Consider the following 16,259-nt stretch of genomic DNA (forward strand, 5'->3'; position numbering starts at 1 on the left):
CCAAGGGCATTCACACAAAGGGCCATTTCTTACGCATCCTTTTTGGCATCCTGCAAACGCACTTGCTCCAAGCTTTTGGAGTAATTTTTTGAACATGCATATCACCTCTAACTTTCCATAAAATGTATTTATAGGAATATAATACAATATTTATATGGAAATTGAAAGCGTTTTCTGAAATTTCAAGAATTCATATTTTCATCGCTTTTTCTACTATTCGCTTCTGCTGCTTCCATTTTATTAATGAACGTTCCGACCACCTTTAATACTTGAAACAGGACGACCAAAATTGCGATGACCGTCAACAATAATACCCCGAACCCAATCATCCAGCCTGTAGACATATTCATCCCTGCCTTTTTCGCAAAATATGTTTGAACGTACTGATTTCTCCGCTAATAGCCATGAGCAGTGAGATGCACACACTCGAAAAGAAGATAGCGAATACCCCGTTGGCGACTTCGAAACTGCCGGACAATAAATAATGGTCAACACTCGCCCAGCCTCCGCTCCATTGCCCCACATAGACGGCCAGACTGATGAATACGAGGTTACGCAAAACAAGCTTCCACGATAAAAAATGGTTTCCCGCCATTCCGCCGCATCCGCATGAAATCTTCTTTCTACCTCTTGCTAGATTGATACTGATCGCAAGTGTGTACGCCCCTAGCAACAAAATCGCCAGGAACAGTCCCAGCATTGTAAAAAGACCGAGCAGCAAGGAAATCGCTACGATGGCTTGCAACCCCAGATCCAGATACGTAAAGCTTTTTGACCACGAGTAGGGTATGATCTGATAGGCTCGCACAATGGACAAATGCGTGCTAATATCGCTTATTTTTGAGACAAACGTGCTGAGAAATAAAAATGCGAGAATCAACCGAAACAGTAAACCAAGCTCCTCCATAACACCCCTCCTTCGTTACGCAAACCATTTCGCCTGCATGCGGTACATACGCGAATATTCTCCGTTTGCATCCATTAGCTCATCATGATGCCCTACTTCGATCAGCTGACCTTGCTTCATGACAAAAATCCGATCCGCCATTCGTGCCGCAGCCATCCGATGGGAAATAAAAATCGCCGTCTTGTTTTGTGTGAGGGCATCAAACTGCTGAAATACTTCCAGCTCTGCTTGCGGATCAAGTGCCGCCGTAGGCTCGTCCAGAATAAAAATCTCTCCTCTTCTATACAAAGCCCGAGCCAACGCGATCTTCTGCCACTGTCCGCCTGACAAGTCTTCGCCATCCTGTAGCGTCCGCCCCAAAATCGTATCGTATCCACTAGGGAGTTTACGAATAAAGGTATCTGCACCGGTTTCAACCGCTACTTGCCTCATCTGCGCGGGATTGACTTCCTGCGTCACTCTCCCAATGGTGATGTTCTCTCCAGCTGTGAAATTGTACCGTATGAAGTCTTGGAAAATGACCGTGATATTTCGTTGCAGGTCGGAAATATCGAGCTCATGAATCGACTGATTGTCGAACAGAATATTTCCAGAATGGATCGGATAAAGTCCCATCAAGCATTTGACGAGCGTCGTTTTTCCAGAGCCATTATCGCCGACAATTGCAATACGCTCCCCAGGCTTAATCATAAAGGAAACTTCATTAATCACATTGCGCTCCATTTTGGGATAGCAAAACGAAACCCGATCAAACGTAATACCAGATTGCAGCTTGGTGGGAAACTCCGCTTTACCAGTGAGCTGCGGAATCGTCTTATTCTCGTATTCCAGAAAGTCAAACAGATCCGCAATGTACAAGCATCTGTTGACGATATGTGCGAGGTTAAAGGTCATGAGCGAAAGTAGCTGCTGTGTATTCTGTACCGCTTGTGCAATGGCTACAAAATCCCCTACCTTCAGGGCGCTCGCACGAAGCAGCGATACGACCAATCCCAAGCAGCCAATATACATCGAGGAGGTAAAAATCCCTGAGAGAATCAGTGCTTTTTCCCTGCGATGGAGCAGACGAAGTACCTCTTTCATATTTTTCAAATACAGGCGAGACCATCTGCCTAGCAAAAAGTCCTTTAGCTGAAACAGTCGGACCTCTTTTGAGCTGTCGCGCTCATTCAGAATCGAGCTGATGTAAGAGGCTTCGCGAATCTCTGGCGTCTGTAGCCTTGCGAGAAAGTATTCCGACATACCAAATTTGATTTGGACAATTAACAGCGGGATCACGGCCAGCAAGCTCATCACAGCTAATCCCCAGTGAATGCTAAGCAAAAATACCGCGTAGGAAATCAGAGTAATCAGATTTTTACCGAGATCCAATACCCTTTCCACAGGGTCCAGAAATCGTTCCCCCATCGCCTCTGCCCGGATGCGGTGATGATGATTGTAAAATTCCGGATCATCGAAATAAGAGAGCGGAACAGATGCTGCTTTCTTTGCTACCATATGCTCCAAATGATATTCCAGTCGTTGCTCCGTATGGGCATCGAGAATACGCAAGACCGTTTCCAACGCATTGGTCACCAGTGTCACGGAAAACAATCCCGCAAGCAGCCAAAGCAATGGCTGGTAATCATCCGTCTGATCTAGCGCAATAGCTGTAACCTCGTTCACCATTTCTTTCATGATCCAGATCGTAGCCAACGGGGAAAATGCCAGGATGATTCTGAGAGCAATGGAACAAATGAGCCATAGCTTGCCATGTGCCCAAATCAATCGAACTGTTTTTGTAAAATAGGAGCGAATCATACTGGTTCACCTGCTAGCGCCAGGAGCTTCTTTTTGGTTTCCACAGCGGTTATTGGTTTGGCACGAATGACGTCCTGTTCGTCGATTACGAAAACGCTTGGGAAATGATTGATCTTGTATGCTTCCAGCATGGGTTCGTTGCCGATCAAGACAGGGATGCCGGATATGTTGTTTTCTCGCAGCCATTGGGAAGTGGATATGTGCTCGGATTCTGTTGAGATGATAACGGAAGCATCTGTGAGTACCCTTCCCTCGGACAATAGTTCATGCACATGATTGGCACAGTGCCCGCAACCTGTATGGGTGAAGTTTACGATCAGTGGGCGGGGCAGATGGTTTAGTTGTTGCTCTAGACCGTTTAGTGTAAGGAAAGGTAGCGATTGTAGTTTGGTGCCGATTGCTGGTCCTGTTTCTGGGATGAAAGGGTGGAAGTGATGGACCTGTCTCTGGGTTTGTTTTAATAGGGTGAGAAGTTTTGCCAGTATGAAGGCAAAGATAAGTAGAAAGATCAGGTTTATAGCTATGAGCAAATCTATCGATCCCCTTTCGTGCGACTCGAGATAATACGAGAGGCGTAACATATTTTTACAGAGAAAATACCATAATATTCTAGTTTTGTCATTGTTTTATGTTTTAAATGAGTTTGTTGGTAGAAAAGATTTTGGTGGGAAAAAGAAACCCCAAACAAGTATTTTACTGCTCGCTTGAGGTTTAACTCTTTTTTGCATACATAATCTCTATTTCTGTCTTGATTGTGTTGACCCATATCAAAATAGAAAAGACGTCCTTATTAAAGAACGTCTTCCTTCTATCTATTGTAATTTAAAACCTCATTTGCCCCGCAATCGTCAAATGCGCCTCACCAGCTACACGAATAACAGGCTCCTCTCCAGATCGATCAACGGTTACATACAGCTTTCCTGGTCGACCAATCGCATGTCCTTGCCCTACGACAAGCTGAGTCACTTTCCCAGCAGGCAGCCTTTCTTCCAATGCTAGGTAGCCAGCAAGTGCCCCGTTTGCAGCCCCGGTTACGGGATCTTCCGCAATCCCGATCGCAGGCGCGAAATCCCTTGTATACAAGTCATAGCCTTCAGGCGCATCCCACGTAAACAAATGGGTGGTTGTGATGCCGTGTTCCCTGTTCATTTCTGCTAGCGACGAGAACAATGGCTGCGCTGCATCGATTGCCTGACGGGTGCGGACTGGAACGAGTAGATGCCTATTGCCAGTGGAAGCGAGCTTCATCGGATAGCGATCATCCAGATCAGCCGGTGTTAGGCCTACCAGTCTCGCAACCTCTTCTCTGTCTAAATCGGTCTCCTTCACAGAAGGCTTGATTTGGGTCATTTCCACTCGCTGTAACTGACCATCCTCCATCACCAATTGAACAGGAATCAACCCGACGTTTGTCTCAAACACGATACGGCTACCCTTTTCCAACCATCCGCGCTCTGTTGCCAATAGCCAAGCAGAACCGACTGTCGCATGGCCGCAGAAATCGATCTCAACCGAAGGAGAAAAGTAGCGAATACGAAAATCGGCTTCTGGATGGTCGGACGGCATCAAAAAGGCAGACTCAGGAAGATTCAACTCATTGGCAATTTTCTGCATTTGTTGTAAAGTCAAAGTACCTGCTTCCGGGATGACACCTGCGGGATTGCCTGCAAACGGCTCTCTCGTAAAGGCGTCCACATGGTATACGCTCACATGATTCATGGTTGTTTCTCTCCTTTTTTTAAACGAATGCTTCTCTTGCTTTTCATCTTAAAGTGATGCAACCGCGCTGTAAAATGAAGCTTTCGCATACCAACCATGATAAAAACTTCATGAAAGGAGGAGGAGCTCCATGACTTTGTTTCAAATGGAAGTCCTTGTGGCTGTCACGAACGCTGGCAATTTCACGCGAGCGGGAGAACAAATCGGATTGAGCCAGTCGGGAGTGAGTCATACCATCGGCGCACTGGAGAAGGAACTTGGCATTTCCTTGTTCATTCGAAATCGCAGCGGTGTTAAGCTGACCACAGCTGGGGAAAAAATTGTCGCCTCTGCCCGGACCATCTTGGAAAACGTCTCGCTGATTAAACAGGTGGCTGCCGAATCAAGCGAGCATTTGGAGGCAACGCTCCGGATTGCTTCTTTTCCCAGCGTAACCGCCGAGCTCCTGCCAAAATTACTAAAGGCGATGCAGAGTCACTATCCGTATATGCAAACAAAGCTATATGAAGGAAGCTATCAAGAAATAAAAGAATGGGTTCGCTCAGGGGTTGTCGATGTCGGTTTTCATGTGTGGCCCGATGACGAGCTAGAGGGAATCCTACTAACGACAGACGCCCTGCATGCTGTCGTTCCAGCCAATCATCCTCTGGCAAAAGAGCGCTCTCTTACCTTGGAGCAATTAGCCCGCGAATCGTTTCTTATGCCCATGGCGGGTTGCCACTTGTTGATTGGCGCGGAGTTTGCCAAGGCTGGACTTACGCCGAATGTTTCCTATGAAATCGCCGACAATACAACGATACTGGCCATGGTAGAAAGCGGTGTTGGGGTGACAGTCGTTCCGTCACTGACTCTACCAACGCAATTACCCGATGTCGCTGTCATAGAAATCACGCCGCCTCTCTCTCGGCAAATCGGCTTGGCTGTACGCTCGCTTCGTGAAGCCCCACCTGCCGTTCAAGCTTTTTTGCGGGAAGCAGAGTGCATTGCACCCACACTATAAAAAGGACGTGCTTCTTCGTTGAAAAAATGGCTCATTCTACTACTTGCTCTCTCCGTGATTAGCAGTGTGATTTTAGGAATTACCATTCAAGCTGGTACGTTGGTGCCATTGATTAACCAGAGCTTTTTAATCGGTCTTTTCCTGTTGATCGTTGGGAGTATTGCCGTCGTTACACGATCTGGATTTTTCACTATTTTTCTGCGTGGATTCAAACAGCTAAAAGGGATGTTCTTTCGCAAGCCGCGCATGATGGACAGTGACATCGTTCAAGCTAACGACCCTGCTTTCGAGGAAAAGAAGGAGTCCTTCGTGCGAATCGGAACCTCGCTTTTTCTCACATCAGGCACTGGACTGATTGTCTTCTCAATTGTTCTGACCTGTTTCTACTATTTATAATTGCACAAGAAAGGGCTGTCCCTCCGATTGGGGGAACAGCCCTTCTTCCATACTTACAACTCTATCAAATGACAAGCCACCCAATGCCCAGGTTGCGCCTCCTGCCACCTCGGCACTTCTTCCGCACAACGAGGTTGTACAAGTGGGCAGCGTGTACGAAAACCGCAACCACTCGGCTTGTTGGCTGGACTCGGCAAATCTCCCTGCAAAACGATACGCTCTCGCTTCACCGTCGGGTCAGGCACTGGCACAGAAGAGAGCAAAGCCTGTGTATAGGGGTGCAACGGACGAGCGTACAGCTCATAGCTCGATGCAAGCTCAACCATTTTTCCCAAATACATGACGCCAATCCGGTTGGAAATATGTTTGACCATGGACAGATCATGCGCGATGAACAAATAGGTCAATCCGCGATCATGCTGCAAATCCTCCATTAAATTGACGACTTGCGCTTGAATCGAGACGTCGAGTGCGGAAATCGGCTCGTCGGCAATGATAAATTCCGGCTCCACTGCCAACGCACGCGCGATTCCGATCCGTTGTCGTTGTCCCCCACTGAATTCATGCGGAAAACGCTGCGCATGATCCTTATGCAAGCCAACTAGATGGAGCAGTTCCGCCACACGCTCTCGTCTCATTCCTCGATTCAAATGGTGGATGTCCAAGCCCTCTGCAATGATATCCTCCACGGTCATACGCGGGTTCAGACTTGCTTGCGGGTCCTGGAAAATCATCTGGGCATCCCGATTGAACTGCCCCGCTTCTTTTCCCCGAAGCTGATGAACATTCTTCCCTTTGTACAACACTTCGCCATCTGTATGGTCATACAGGCGAATGATGGTCCGACCTAGCGTAGACTTCCCGCAGCCACTTTCGCCGACCAGACCGAATGTCTCCCCTTTGTTGATTGTAAACGAAACACCATCGACTGCTTTCAAATCAAATCCCGTTCCAAACGAAAAATACTTCTTCAAATCGCGAACATCAAGCAACGCTTCTGTCATACTCCCTGCCTCCCTGCTGCCACCAGCTCCTCTATTCGCGGTGCCCGTGGATCGTGGAGCCAGCAAGCTGCCTGATGTCCACGCCCGAATTCGCTCGTCACGGGCATCTGCTGTTCGCATATCTCCATCGCAAAATCACAGCGGGCAGCAAATGGACAGCCGACTGGCGGATTGAACAAATCTGGAGGGCTGCCTTCGATGGGAATCAGCCGTTGCTTTTCGCCTTCATCCAGACGAGGGAGGGAGCGCATCAGTCCCCATGTATACGGGTGACGAGGATTCGCAAAAACGTCCTCAACCGTGCCTGTCTCAACTACCATCCCCGCATACATGACAACCATGCGATGAGCGATCTCGGCTACGACTCCCAAATCATGCGTAATAATCACGACCGATAACTCCTGTTCCTCTTGCAGTCGCCTGAGCAAATCCAAAATTTGCGCCTGAATCGTCACATCCAGTGCTGTCGTCGGCTCATCAGCAATCACCAACTTGGGTTGGCAAGCAAGAGCAATCGCAATGACCACACGCTGACGCATTCCTCCGCTGAATTGGTGCGGGTACTGATCAATTCGCTTTTCCGGATCGGGAATTCCTACGAGTGAAAGCATCTCTATCGCTCTCTTTCGTGCTTCCTCTTTTGATACTTGGTGACTGCGAACGAACCCCTCTACGATTTGTGTCCCTACCTTCATCGTCGGATTGAGCGCTGTCATCGGGTCTTGAAACACCATACCGATCTGCGTTCCGCGAATACCCAGTAGTTCTTTCTTGGGCAGATGACTGATTTGGGCTCCTTCAAATACAACCTTTCCCCCGACGATTTTTCCAGGTGGATTGGGGATCAATCCCATAATCGCTTGAGCCGTAACACTCTTTCCACATCCACTCTCGCCAACGATGGCAACTGTCTCCCCCTTGTCCACGTAAAAGGACACGCCCCGCACGGCTTGTACCTCGCCACCATACGTCTTGAAATTCACCCGCAAGTTATCGATCGTCAGCAAATGCTGATTCATCCTTATTCCCCCTGTCGTCTCTAATCGCGTAGACGCGGATCAAGCGCATCCTGCAAACCGTCGCCGAATACGTTGAAGGCGAACATCGTCAGCGAGATCATCAATGCTGGGAAAAACAGTCGCCACCAATCACCCGTCAAAATAACGCCCAAGCCATCGTTTGTCATCGTCCCCCAACTGGCGACGGGCGCTTGTACACCAAGTCCAAGAAAGCTGAGAAAAGATTCCGCAAAAATTGCCGATGGAATCGTAAAGGTCAAATTGACGATAATGACGCCAAATGTGTTGGGAATCAGATGCTTTAGCAAAATTCGTGAAAACTTCGCTCCCAGTACTTGGGCAGCCAGAATGAACTCTTGATTTTTCAATTGCAGGATTTGTCCGCGCACCAACCGCGCCATGCCGACCCAACCAGTAGCAGACAGAGCAATAATAATCGTCAGCATTCCTGGCTCCATCACAACCATGAGCAAAATGACGACCAGCAAATACGGCAGCCCATACAAAACCTCGATAATGCGCATGATGATCGTATCGATGCGATCCCCTCGTTTGCCTCGTCCTGCCATATAGCCTGCAATTCCCCCGACTGTCACTCCGATGACCAGGTCGATTACTGCCGCGACAATGCCAATCGTCAAAGAAATCCTCGCCCCATACCATGTACGGGCAAACATGTCTCGTCCCAGCTCATCCGTACCGAACCAATGCTCTGCGGAGATTTCCTGATTTTTGGTCAGCAAGCTCTGGTCGGAATAACTATACGGTACGAGGTTCGGTCCAATGATCGCCATGCCAACCAAAGCGAGAATAATGAAAAGGCCGAGCATAGCCAGCTTGTTTTTCAAAAGCTTCCGAATGACCTGCTGCCCATTGCTGAGACTGGGTCGTGCAATGACATTCGCCTGCGTATTTTTCGCCAACGGGCGAAATAACGGGTCCACTTTGTGCTCTATCGCCACAGTTTATCTCTCCTTGTTGGTCAGCTTGATCCGCGGGTCAATCAGGGTGTATGCGATATCAATCAGGAAAATGGTAAAAATCAGAATCGCACTGTAAAAAATAGTCGTACCCAAAATGACCGGATAGTCACGGTTGAATATGCCGTCTACGAAATACTTGCCAATGCCGGGAATCGCAAAGATTTTCTCCACGACAAAGGTCCCTGTTATCAAACTGGCAATCAAAGGTCCGAGAAAGGTGACAACAGGCAGAATCGCATTGCGAATGCCATGTCTGACGACGATGATAAACATGGGAATCCCCTTTGCCTCTGCTGTTCGAATGTAGTTCTGGTTCATGACTTCAATCATACTGGCACGCATGTAGCGGGTAATGACCGCAACCGGACCAAAGGCGAGCGCCAGTGACGGAAGTATCGTATGCATCCAGGTACCCCATGTCGCAACGGGAAAGAGCGGCAGCTTGATCGCGAAAAAATTGATCAGAAGCGGTGCCATAATGAAGCTCGGGATCGCTACCCCCAATACGGCAAGCGCCATGGCAACGTAGTCCAGCCATTTGTTGCGATTGAGCGCTGCGATGATACCCAATGATATTCCGAAAAGGAGTGCGATCCCGATCGCTTGCACACCCAGCCAGGCAGATGCAGCAAAGCCATCGGAAATCATGTCATTGACTCCACGCGAGTCTGATTTGATGGATGGGCCCAAGTCGAGCATTAACAGATTTTTCAGATACAAAACATATTGAACAGGCAACGGCTCGTCCAAGTTGTATTTGGCGCGTAAATTATTGAGAATTTGCTCTGGCAGCTGATCCGATTCGGAGGCAAACGGATTCCCTGGAATGGCATGCATCAAGGCAAACGTCAGCGTCACGATAATCCACAGGGTGACGAACATCATCAAAATACGTTTTACCAGATAGTTTGACATGGAAGTCCTCCTCGTTTACTTAGCCAGCTCGTAAATGGCATGCGCGTATATCGCCATGGCACGAAGCAGGTCGTCAATCTCGGCATATTCATCAGTCAGATGGGCCATTGATTCCTTGCCTGGAAAGAGCGGGCCGAAAGCAACACCATACGGCATGATTTTGGCGTAGGTAGCTCCTCCTGAGGAAAGAAGGGTCGCTGGTTCTCCCGTGTGCTCCTCGTACACGCGCGACAAGGTTTGGATCACAGGATGATCTTTGGGTACATAATGCGACTTGGATGTCCGTAAAGCGGAAATCGTCCAGCCCAGCTCTGTAGTCCTTTGCTTCAATTTCTCAACGTATTCCTCACAGGAGACAGTCGCCGGATAGCGTATATTGAGCCGAACTGTCCCCCCTTCGCTGGAATCGTAACGCAAAATCCCAGCGTTGACCGTCAGCTTGCCTGACACTTCATCCTCGCAAGCCATATGTAGATGGTGAGCAAAATAATCTTCATGCAGGACATCAGCCAACATCGTAAGAAAGGACGAACAGGAGCCACCAAACGGATACAATCGCAAAAAAGTAGCCAACAAGGTTCCTGCATTCACGCCTTGGAATGGTGCCATCCCATGAGCCGGCTTTCCTGCGAGCTTGAATTGCAACTGTCCCAGCCCTACCAGTTCCATACGACCAGTTGTGTGGTTTTCATTCAGAAACATTTCCCACTCTTCCGCCAATCGAGAAAGGACGACCTCCTGCCGTGCCAGGGAGTCCAGTCGTACAAGAGCGACTGCTTTTTCGGGAACACTGTTGCCTTGATCACCGGAGACAAATGACGCTAGCTGCCATGCTCCATTTCGTTCGATTGGTCCCTTCGCTGGAATCGTCAATGTCGGGTTGATTTGTCCCTTTTCGGCATGTGTCATCGGGAAGGAGGAATCAGGTGAAAAGCCAATCGGCGGGATGCGATCATGCTCGGCAAAATGCTTCATGCATAACCATCCGCTCTCTTCATCTGTTCCGATGATCATTCGCACGTGTTTGGTCAGTGGCAAGCCTGAATCCTTGACCAGCTTCAACGCATAGTAAGCAGCCATCGCTGGGCCTTTGTCGTCAATCGCTCCCCGCGCATAGATGCGACCGTCGCGAATGCTCGGTTCAAAAGGCGGGGTCGTCCAACCTTCTCCCACAGTAACAACATCGATATGAACGAGCACACCGATCTCTTCTTCCCCGTCGCCGAGCTCGATTGTCCCTGCGTAACCAGCCAGGTTTTTGGTCTGGAAGCCATCCAGCTCACCGCGTGCGAGCATTGCTTCAAGCGCCGCGGCAACACCTTCGCCAAATGGCTTTCCTTCTTTTGCCGTCGTCATGTCTTCGATACTGTTAATGGAAAGAAAGGATTTCAAATCATCCAGGTACTGCTCTCTTTGCAGAAGCGCTAGCTGTCTCCAGTAATCGCTCATATGCGTTCCCCTGCTTTCATCCGATGTAGATAGGCAAGAAACGATTCACCTTTCGAGGAAATCTGACTCCCTTGTCTTCCTTTTCCCACTTGAATCAGCTCATCCTGCTGCATAAGCTTCAGGCGATAGCGCAGCTGTTGCAACGTAACCGAGTGACCTCTTTCTTGCAACTGCGCAAGTAGCGTATAGCGTCCACCGCTTCCTTGCCCCAGCTCCTGCAAAATAGCTGTGATTTCATCCAGAAATCCTCGTTTTTTATATTCAGTAACGATGCTTTCACATTCGTTGTTCAGACCATCTATAGGCAACGGCGCTTCCGGTATTTCCCGCAGAAACGGCAAATGATACGGATACGCTTCATCCTCTACGACGTGTGCTAAATACTCGATCACATTTTCGAGCTCGCGAATATTTCCAGGCCAATCGTACTCATGGAGCGCCCGCATGGCTTCATTGGTCAACGTAAACGGTGGGCGGCGCAAATCATAGGAGTATTTCTTCATAAATTGATGAGCTAACCATGGGATATCCTCCCGTCTGTTTCGTAGCGGCGGCAAATGAATCGGCAAGATATTCAGTCGATAATACAAATCAGCACGGAAGGCACCTTCCGTAATCATCCGCTGCAAATCTTGATTCGTTGCTGCGATGACGCGAATATCTGTCGGGATGATCTTGCTGCCGCCTACGCGCATAATTTGGCGTTCTTGTAATACACGCAGCAATCGGTTTTGAATAGCAACGCTGGCATCTCCGATCTCATCAAGAAATATAGTTCCTTTGTGGGCCAATTCAAACCAGCCGATATGCCCACCTTTACGCGCACCGGTAAAAGCTCCTTCTTCATAGCCGAACAGCTCGCTTTCCAAAAGAGATTCCGATATGGCAGCGAAGTTGACCCCAACAAACGGCTCTCTTCGACGTGGCGAAGCATTGTGGATAGCCTGGGCGAGCAATTCCTTCCCTGTCCCTGTTTCTCCCAGCAACAGCACGGTGGAGTTGCTTCTTGCGATTTTTCGGGCAATCTGAATGACATTTTGTACAGGCGCACTCTCCCCATAGAAATCATCAAATTGGTATTTGGCTACCAATCCTTTGCTGTAAAGGCGCATGCGATAATCATGCTCCAGCTTTTCAATTTCTGCGGCCTGGCGAAACAAGAGCAGACTCCCGAGAAAGCTGCCTTCCATGACGATGTGCATTTTGCGGAAAAAATAGGTTTTGTTCGCCCAATCTACCAAAACATCCTTGTTCTCTTCACACTGCCGGATCAACTGATAAAAATTCGCAGGCAAGCAATTGGACGCCCGCTCACCGACGACTTCATTCCCTTCCATCTGCAACGTATCGATTGCTTTCTGATTGACAAAACGGATGTTTTCTTTTTCATCCATGGCAATCACCGCGTCCTCAATCCGATTGACGATGGCCTCCAAATATTTGCTCAACAGATGCGCATGCTGAATCTCGTTGTTCAGCTCTTTGGTGATATCGACCAACGATTGCATGGCGCGTGCGGTCACCTTTTGAAAATTGCCGTATTTAAAATGAGAGTAGATGGCAAGCCACGTAGATAAATCGATGATCCGATACCCAATATCGACAACTTTGCGAATATGCGTCGGGACATGCTCTGCCTCTCCTGGCGTTACCGCAATCTCGATGTCAGGGGGATAGTCAGCACCTGGATAATAAGGATACAGTTCAAAATCCATCCCTGAGGCACGCAGCAATTCCACATTTTCTTCAGCAGTCTCCTTGGTGTCACTGACGAGAAGTACTTTCACGCCTTTCGGGATTTCCAGCATGCCGCGCAAATTATGGTACGGTAGCATTCGCTTGGCAATGATGATGCTGGATTCTTTCGGCACATACGGTTGTACAAGTGGGACGATGCTTTTGGTAGATACAATGACGAGGGCACCAGGCGTGATCGGGCGTAGCGGAAGCTGGTCGACTCGCATCGCCTCGACATGGATATCATCGCCGATTCCCAATTCATGATATTGACTAACGACGGACTGTAGAAACTCATCCATTCTTGCAATAAATATGATCGATTTTTTGTCCATATCAGCCGCTCCAAGATGTAAAGTGAAGACAAGAACGTTTCGAATATTCGCTCTTGTCTTCGCTTATTTTACTTATTATTTATTGCCGATTTCTACCCATTTGTAGTCAATCGTGCCGACTGGATGGCGAATGATGCCTTTTATGTTTGGTTGCTCCATAAACACTTTTGTCCCGAAATAGATAGGTACGAGCGGCATATCATCCATGAAAATTTTCTCGGCGTCATGCATGAGCTTGAAGCGCTCTGGTTCGTCGGCAGTGTTGCGAATCTTCTCGACCAGTGCGTCATACTCTTTGTTGCTGTAGTTGACACGGTTTCCAGGATGGTCAGTCACGAACAGCTCAAGGTAATTGACCGGGTCTCCGTAGTCCGCAGGGATCGTCGAGCGGGAGAATTGAAGACTGCGGGCACGCTGTTCAGCCAAGAATACTTTCCACTCTTTGTTTTCCAGCTTCACATCTACCCCGAGATTTTTCTTGTACATTTCCTGCAAAACTTGCGCGATGGCCTTGTGCGCATCACTGGTGTTATACGTCATGGTGACAGGCGGGAGGGTTGTCCAGCCTTCCTCTTCCATCCCTTTTTTCAGCAGTGCTTTTGCTTGCTCTACATCGTTATCCTTGAAGAAATCCCCGCCCTTTGTACGGAAATCCGCTCCGTCTGGCTCCGGGAAGCCCAATGGCACGTGAGCCATAGCAGGTGTTTGTTTCCCTTGCACGACATTGTCGATCAAGGTTTTGCGATCGATGGCCAGCGCAAATGCTTTCCGAATGTTGGCGTTCGTGAATGGAGGCATTGTAGTGTTCATCCGGTAGTAGTAGATGGACGCTTCGGTCTCTACCTTTGCTTCTCCAGAATCAATCAACTGTTTCTTCATATCATTGGGAACGGTCTGGATCATGTCGAGCTGACCTGTTTTGTACATTTGGAATTGCGTATTTTCGTCGTTGACCATGACAAACTCGATTCCCGCATATTTGATCGAGTCACGGTCCCAGTAGCCGTCGTTTTTCACGAGCTTCACTGATTGGTCATGGACCCAATCTTCCATTTTGAACGGTCCATTCGTCACGATGCTTGCAGCGCCTTCCGCCCATTTCGGATTGCTCTCCACGACTTTTTTATTCACCGGGAAGAAGGTCGGTTGCGTCAGGATGTGGAGGAAGTAACCTGTTGGCGCCTTCAGCTTTACCTCAAACGTCTTCCCGTCTACGGCTTTTACCTGTACGCCGTCTGCATTTCCTGTTCCTTTGTTGAACGCTTCTGCTCCATCGATGTAATAGGCGAGGAAAGCAGACGGGAATGCATTGTTCGGATCGACAATGCGCTTAAACGCAAATTCGAAGTCCTGCGCTGTCACTGGTTCACCATTCGACCATTTGCTATCGCGCAGTGTAAAGGTATACGTTTTCCCATCCTCACTCACTGCCCATTTCTCGGCCATGGCTGCTTGCGGCTTGTGATCCTTGTCCAATCGAACCAAGCCTTCCATTGTGGCGTTCAGCACTTCGTTAGAGGTACTGTCAAAGCCCTTTGGCGGATCGAGGGAAGGTGGCTCGGTCTTCAGGTTGAGTTTTAGTTTTGCAGCGACATTTGCTTGTCCACCTGTATCTGTGGACGATTGACCTGCTGTCCCTCCCCCTGCTGGCTGTGTCGGCGTTGCCGACTGGCTACAACCTGTAATGGCAAGAACAGTGACAAGTGCAGCGGTACTAAGCAGCTTCCATCCTTTTCGCATGTTCATTGCATGTGACCCCCTTTTCTTTTTTAAACAACAATGAGCATTTGTTGCTTTATGAATAAACGGCACTGCTGGAAATGCCATTTATACACGTAAAGAAAAACCTGTCTTGGCTAGACGGAAGGAAGTTTCGATCCGTCCAACAACGTTACCACTCATGTTTGTAATGGGCGGGTTGGTATATTCGGCGAGCGTATCCAAAGGACCGTCCAAGCCGATTCCCAGTTGACGAAGCACTTCATTGACGACCGGGTTGATCGCCCGTGGTCCTCCATCCTCGATTTTGATGGCAATGCCCAATCCTGTTTCTCTATCACCCAGGCAATACACGGACTCGGCGCCCGCCTTCCCTACGATACGACCGCCATAGGCTGACATGAGGTCTGTGCAATATCGATTCTCGCCTCCGACCATTTCGGGATGAGCGGTCATGGCATCCGTAATTCGCTGAACGGCTTTTCGTCGCTCTGAATTCTCGATCACCTCTGGTCTCGCCAGCTTGGCGAATGCCCACGCATAATGAGCGAGTGGTAATTGATGGACGGGAACCCCACATCCATCTGTCCCGAGGTTGATTTTGTCTTTGGGGTAGCCTGTTATGTCCTCGACTACTTCGAGAATCCGCTGTTGCACTGGATGCGTAGGCAAATGATAGGTAGTCACGTCCTCCCCCATATGTGTCGCGGTGGCAATCATTCCGGAGTGCTTACCGGAGCAATTCGAGAATACGGGTGTAAGCGGCTTGCCCTCCCGGATCAGCTGTTTGTAGCTCTCCTCATGACGTGGCACATGTGTCCCGCATTGCAATGCCGCTTCTGGCTGACCTGCTCGCGCAAGCATAGAGAGCGCCCGCGTGCGATGGCGTGGCTCTCCACTATGAGAAGCGCAACAGAGCGAAAGATCAGCCGGCTCAAGACCATACCGATCTGCCGTCCCCGTCTCGATTACCGGAATCGTCTGCAACGGCTTCATACTGGAGCGTGCATATGTAAGGCGATGGGGATCACCGTACGAATAGAGCAATGTCCCCTGCGAATCAACGACTGCGATATGTCCGAGATGTGAGCTCTCTACCTGTTCTCCCCGGTATACGTTGGCAACGACGTTCATAGCAAGTCTCCTTTGAGTGTTCAATAGTAGAATGATTGTACCTTTCTACAGTAAGCAAGTAGCGTGCCAGCGAAATGATATGACAGTCAATATTGAATTTTCTGCTATTTTACTCATGAGTAGCGGGACAAAAATAACAATC

15 protein-coding genes are annotated in these 16,259 nt (G+C 48.9%); 2 read left to right on the top strand and 13 right to left on the bottom strand.

Annotated elements, in window-relative coordinates:
* Positions 1–182 precede the first annotated feature (182 nt).
* From ACM6JA_RS26530 to ACM6JA_RS26550, 5 genes are all read right to left on the bottom strand, one after another.
* A complete protein-coding gene (locus tag ACM6JA_RS26530) occupies positions 183–350 on the bottom strand; it encodes a hypothetical protein (RefSeq protein WP_414854782.1) in 168 nt (55 codons plus the stop codon).
* Positions 347–907: a MauE/DoxX family redox-associated membrane protein gene (locus ACM6JA_RS26535; protein ID WP_414854783.1), complete on the bottom strand. Its 561-nt coding sequence runs from the start codon at positions 905–907 to the stop codon at positions 347–349. Before ACM6JA_RS26535 ends, ACM6JA_RS26530 begins: the two co-directional genes overlap by 4 nt.
* 15 nt (positions 908–922) lie before the next feature.
* Positions 923–2,707: an ABC transporter ATP-binding protein gene (locus ACM6JA_RS26540; protein WP_414854784.1), complete on the bottom strand. Its 1,785-nt coding sequence runs from the start codon at positions 2,705–2,707 to the stop codon at positions 923–925.
* The gene (locus ACM6JA_RS26545; RefSeq protein WP_414854785.1) at positions 2,704–3,237 is read right to left on the bottom strand and encodes a TlpA family protein disulfide reductase; all 534 of its coding nucleotides are present in this window, start codon (positions 3,235–3,237) and stop codon (positions 2,704–2,706) included. Before ACM6JA_RS26545 ends, ACM6JA_RS26540 begins: the two co-directional genes overlap by 4 nt.
* Before the next feature lie 292 nt (positions 3,238–3,529).
* Positions 3,530–4,426, bottom strand: a complete 897-nt coding sequence (locus tag ACM6JA_RS26550) for a PhzF family phenazine biosynthesis protein (protein WP_414854786.1) — start codon at positions 4,424–4,426, stop codon at positions 3,530–3,532.
* Positions 4,427–4,556: 130 nt separating this feature from the next.
* On the opposite strand from ACM6JA_RS26550, the gene ACM6JA_RS26555 reads away from it, so the two are divergent.
* Both ACM6JA_RS26555 and ACM6JA_RS26560 read left to right on the top strand, forming a co-directional pair.
* Positions 4,557–5,426 carry a LysR family transcriptional regulator gene (locus tag ACM6JA_RS26555; protein WP_414854787.1) on the top strand — a complete coding sequence of 290 codons (870 nt, stop codon included), beginning with the start codon at positions 4,557–4,559 and terminating at the stop codon, positions 5,424–5,426.
* Between the two features lie 18 nt (positions 5,427–5,444).
* A complete protein-coding gene (locus ACM6JA_RS26560; RefSeq protein ID WP_056497658.1) occupies positions 5,445–5,822 on the top strand; it encodes a DUF3899 domain-containing protein in 378 nt (125 codons plus the stop codon).
* A 53-nt stretch (positions 5,823–5,875) separates the two neighbouring features.
* Here the strand turns inward: ACM6JA_RS26560 and ACM6JA_RS26565 are convergent, their stop codons facing one another.
* From ACM6JA_RS26565 to ACM6JA_RS26600, 8 genes are all read right to left on the bottom strand, one after another.
* Positions 5,876–6,826, bottom strand: coding sequence for an ABC transporter ATP-binding protein (locus ACM6JA_RS26565; RefSeq protein WP_414854788.1), 951 nt, complete (start codon positions 6,824–6,826; stop codon positions 5,876–5,878).
* The gene (locus ACM6JA_RS26570) at positions 6,823–7,845 is read right to left on the bottom strand and encodes an ABC transporter ATP-binding protein (RefSeq protein WP_173618990.1); all 1,023 of its coding nucleotides are present in this window, start codon (positions 7,843–7,845) and stop codon (positions 6,823–6,825) included. The genes ACM6JA_RS26565 and ACM6JA_RS26570 overlap by 4 nt, the downstream gene beginning before the upstream one ends.
* Before the next feature lie 20 nt (positions 7,846–7,865).
* Positions 7,866–8,807 carry an ABC transporter permease gene (locus ACM6JA_RS26575; protein WP_414854789.1) on the bottom strand — a complete coding sequence of 314 codons (942 nt, stop codon included), beginning with the start codon at positions 8,805–8,807 and terminating at the stop codon, positions 7,866–7,868.
* 3 nt (positions 8,808–8,810) lie between these two features.
* Positions 8,811–9,743: an ABC transporter permease gene (locus ACM6JA_RS26580; RefSeq protein WP_173618991.1), complete on the bottom strand. Its 933-nt coding sequence runs from the start codon at positions 9,741–9,743 to the stop codon at positions 8,811–8,813.
* A 15-nt stretch (positions 9,744–9,758) separates the two neighbouring features.
* Positions 9,759–11,192, bottom strand: coding sequence for a dipeptidase PepV (gene pepV, locus ACM6JA_RS26585; RefSeq protein ID WP_414854790.1), 1,434 nt, complete (start codon positions 11,190–11,192; stop codon positions 9,759–9,761).
* Positions 11,189–13,264 carry a sigma-54 interaction domain-containing protein gene (locus ACM6JA_RS26590; RefSeq protein WP_414854791.1) on the bottom strand — a complete coding sequence of 692 codons (2,076 nt, stop codon included), beginning with the start codon at positions 13,262–13,264 and terminating at the stop codon, positions 11,189–11,191. Before ACM6JA_RS26590 ends, pepV begins: the two co-directional genes overlap by 4 nt.
* Positions 13,265–13,339: 75 nt before the next feature.
* Positions 13,340–15,010 (bottom strand): peptide ABC transporter substrate-binding protein, encoded by a 1,671-nt coding sequence (locus ACM6JA_RS26595; protein WP_414854792.1) that lies wholly within the window; start codon positions 15,008–15,010, stop codon positions 13,340–13,342.
* A gap of 81 nt (positions 15,011–15,091) precedes the next feature.
* Entirely contained in the window at positions 15,092–16,117 is a 1,026-nt protein-coding gene (locus ACM6JA_RS26600; RefSeq protein WP_414854793.1) for an asparaginase, read from the bottom strand.
* Positions 16,118–16,259 lie beyond the last annotated feature (142 nt).

It is taken from the genome of Brevibacillus sp. IT-7CA2, from assembly GCF_949767855.1.
GTDB lineage: Bacteria > Bacillota > Bacilli > Brevibacillales > Brevibacillaceae > Brevibacillus.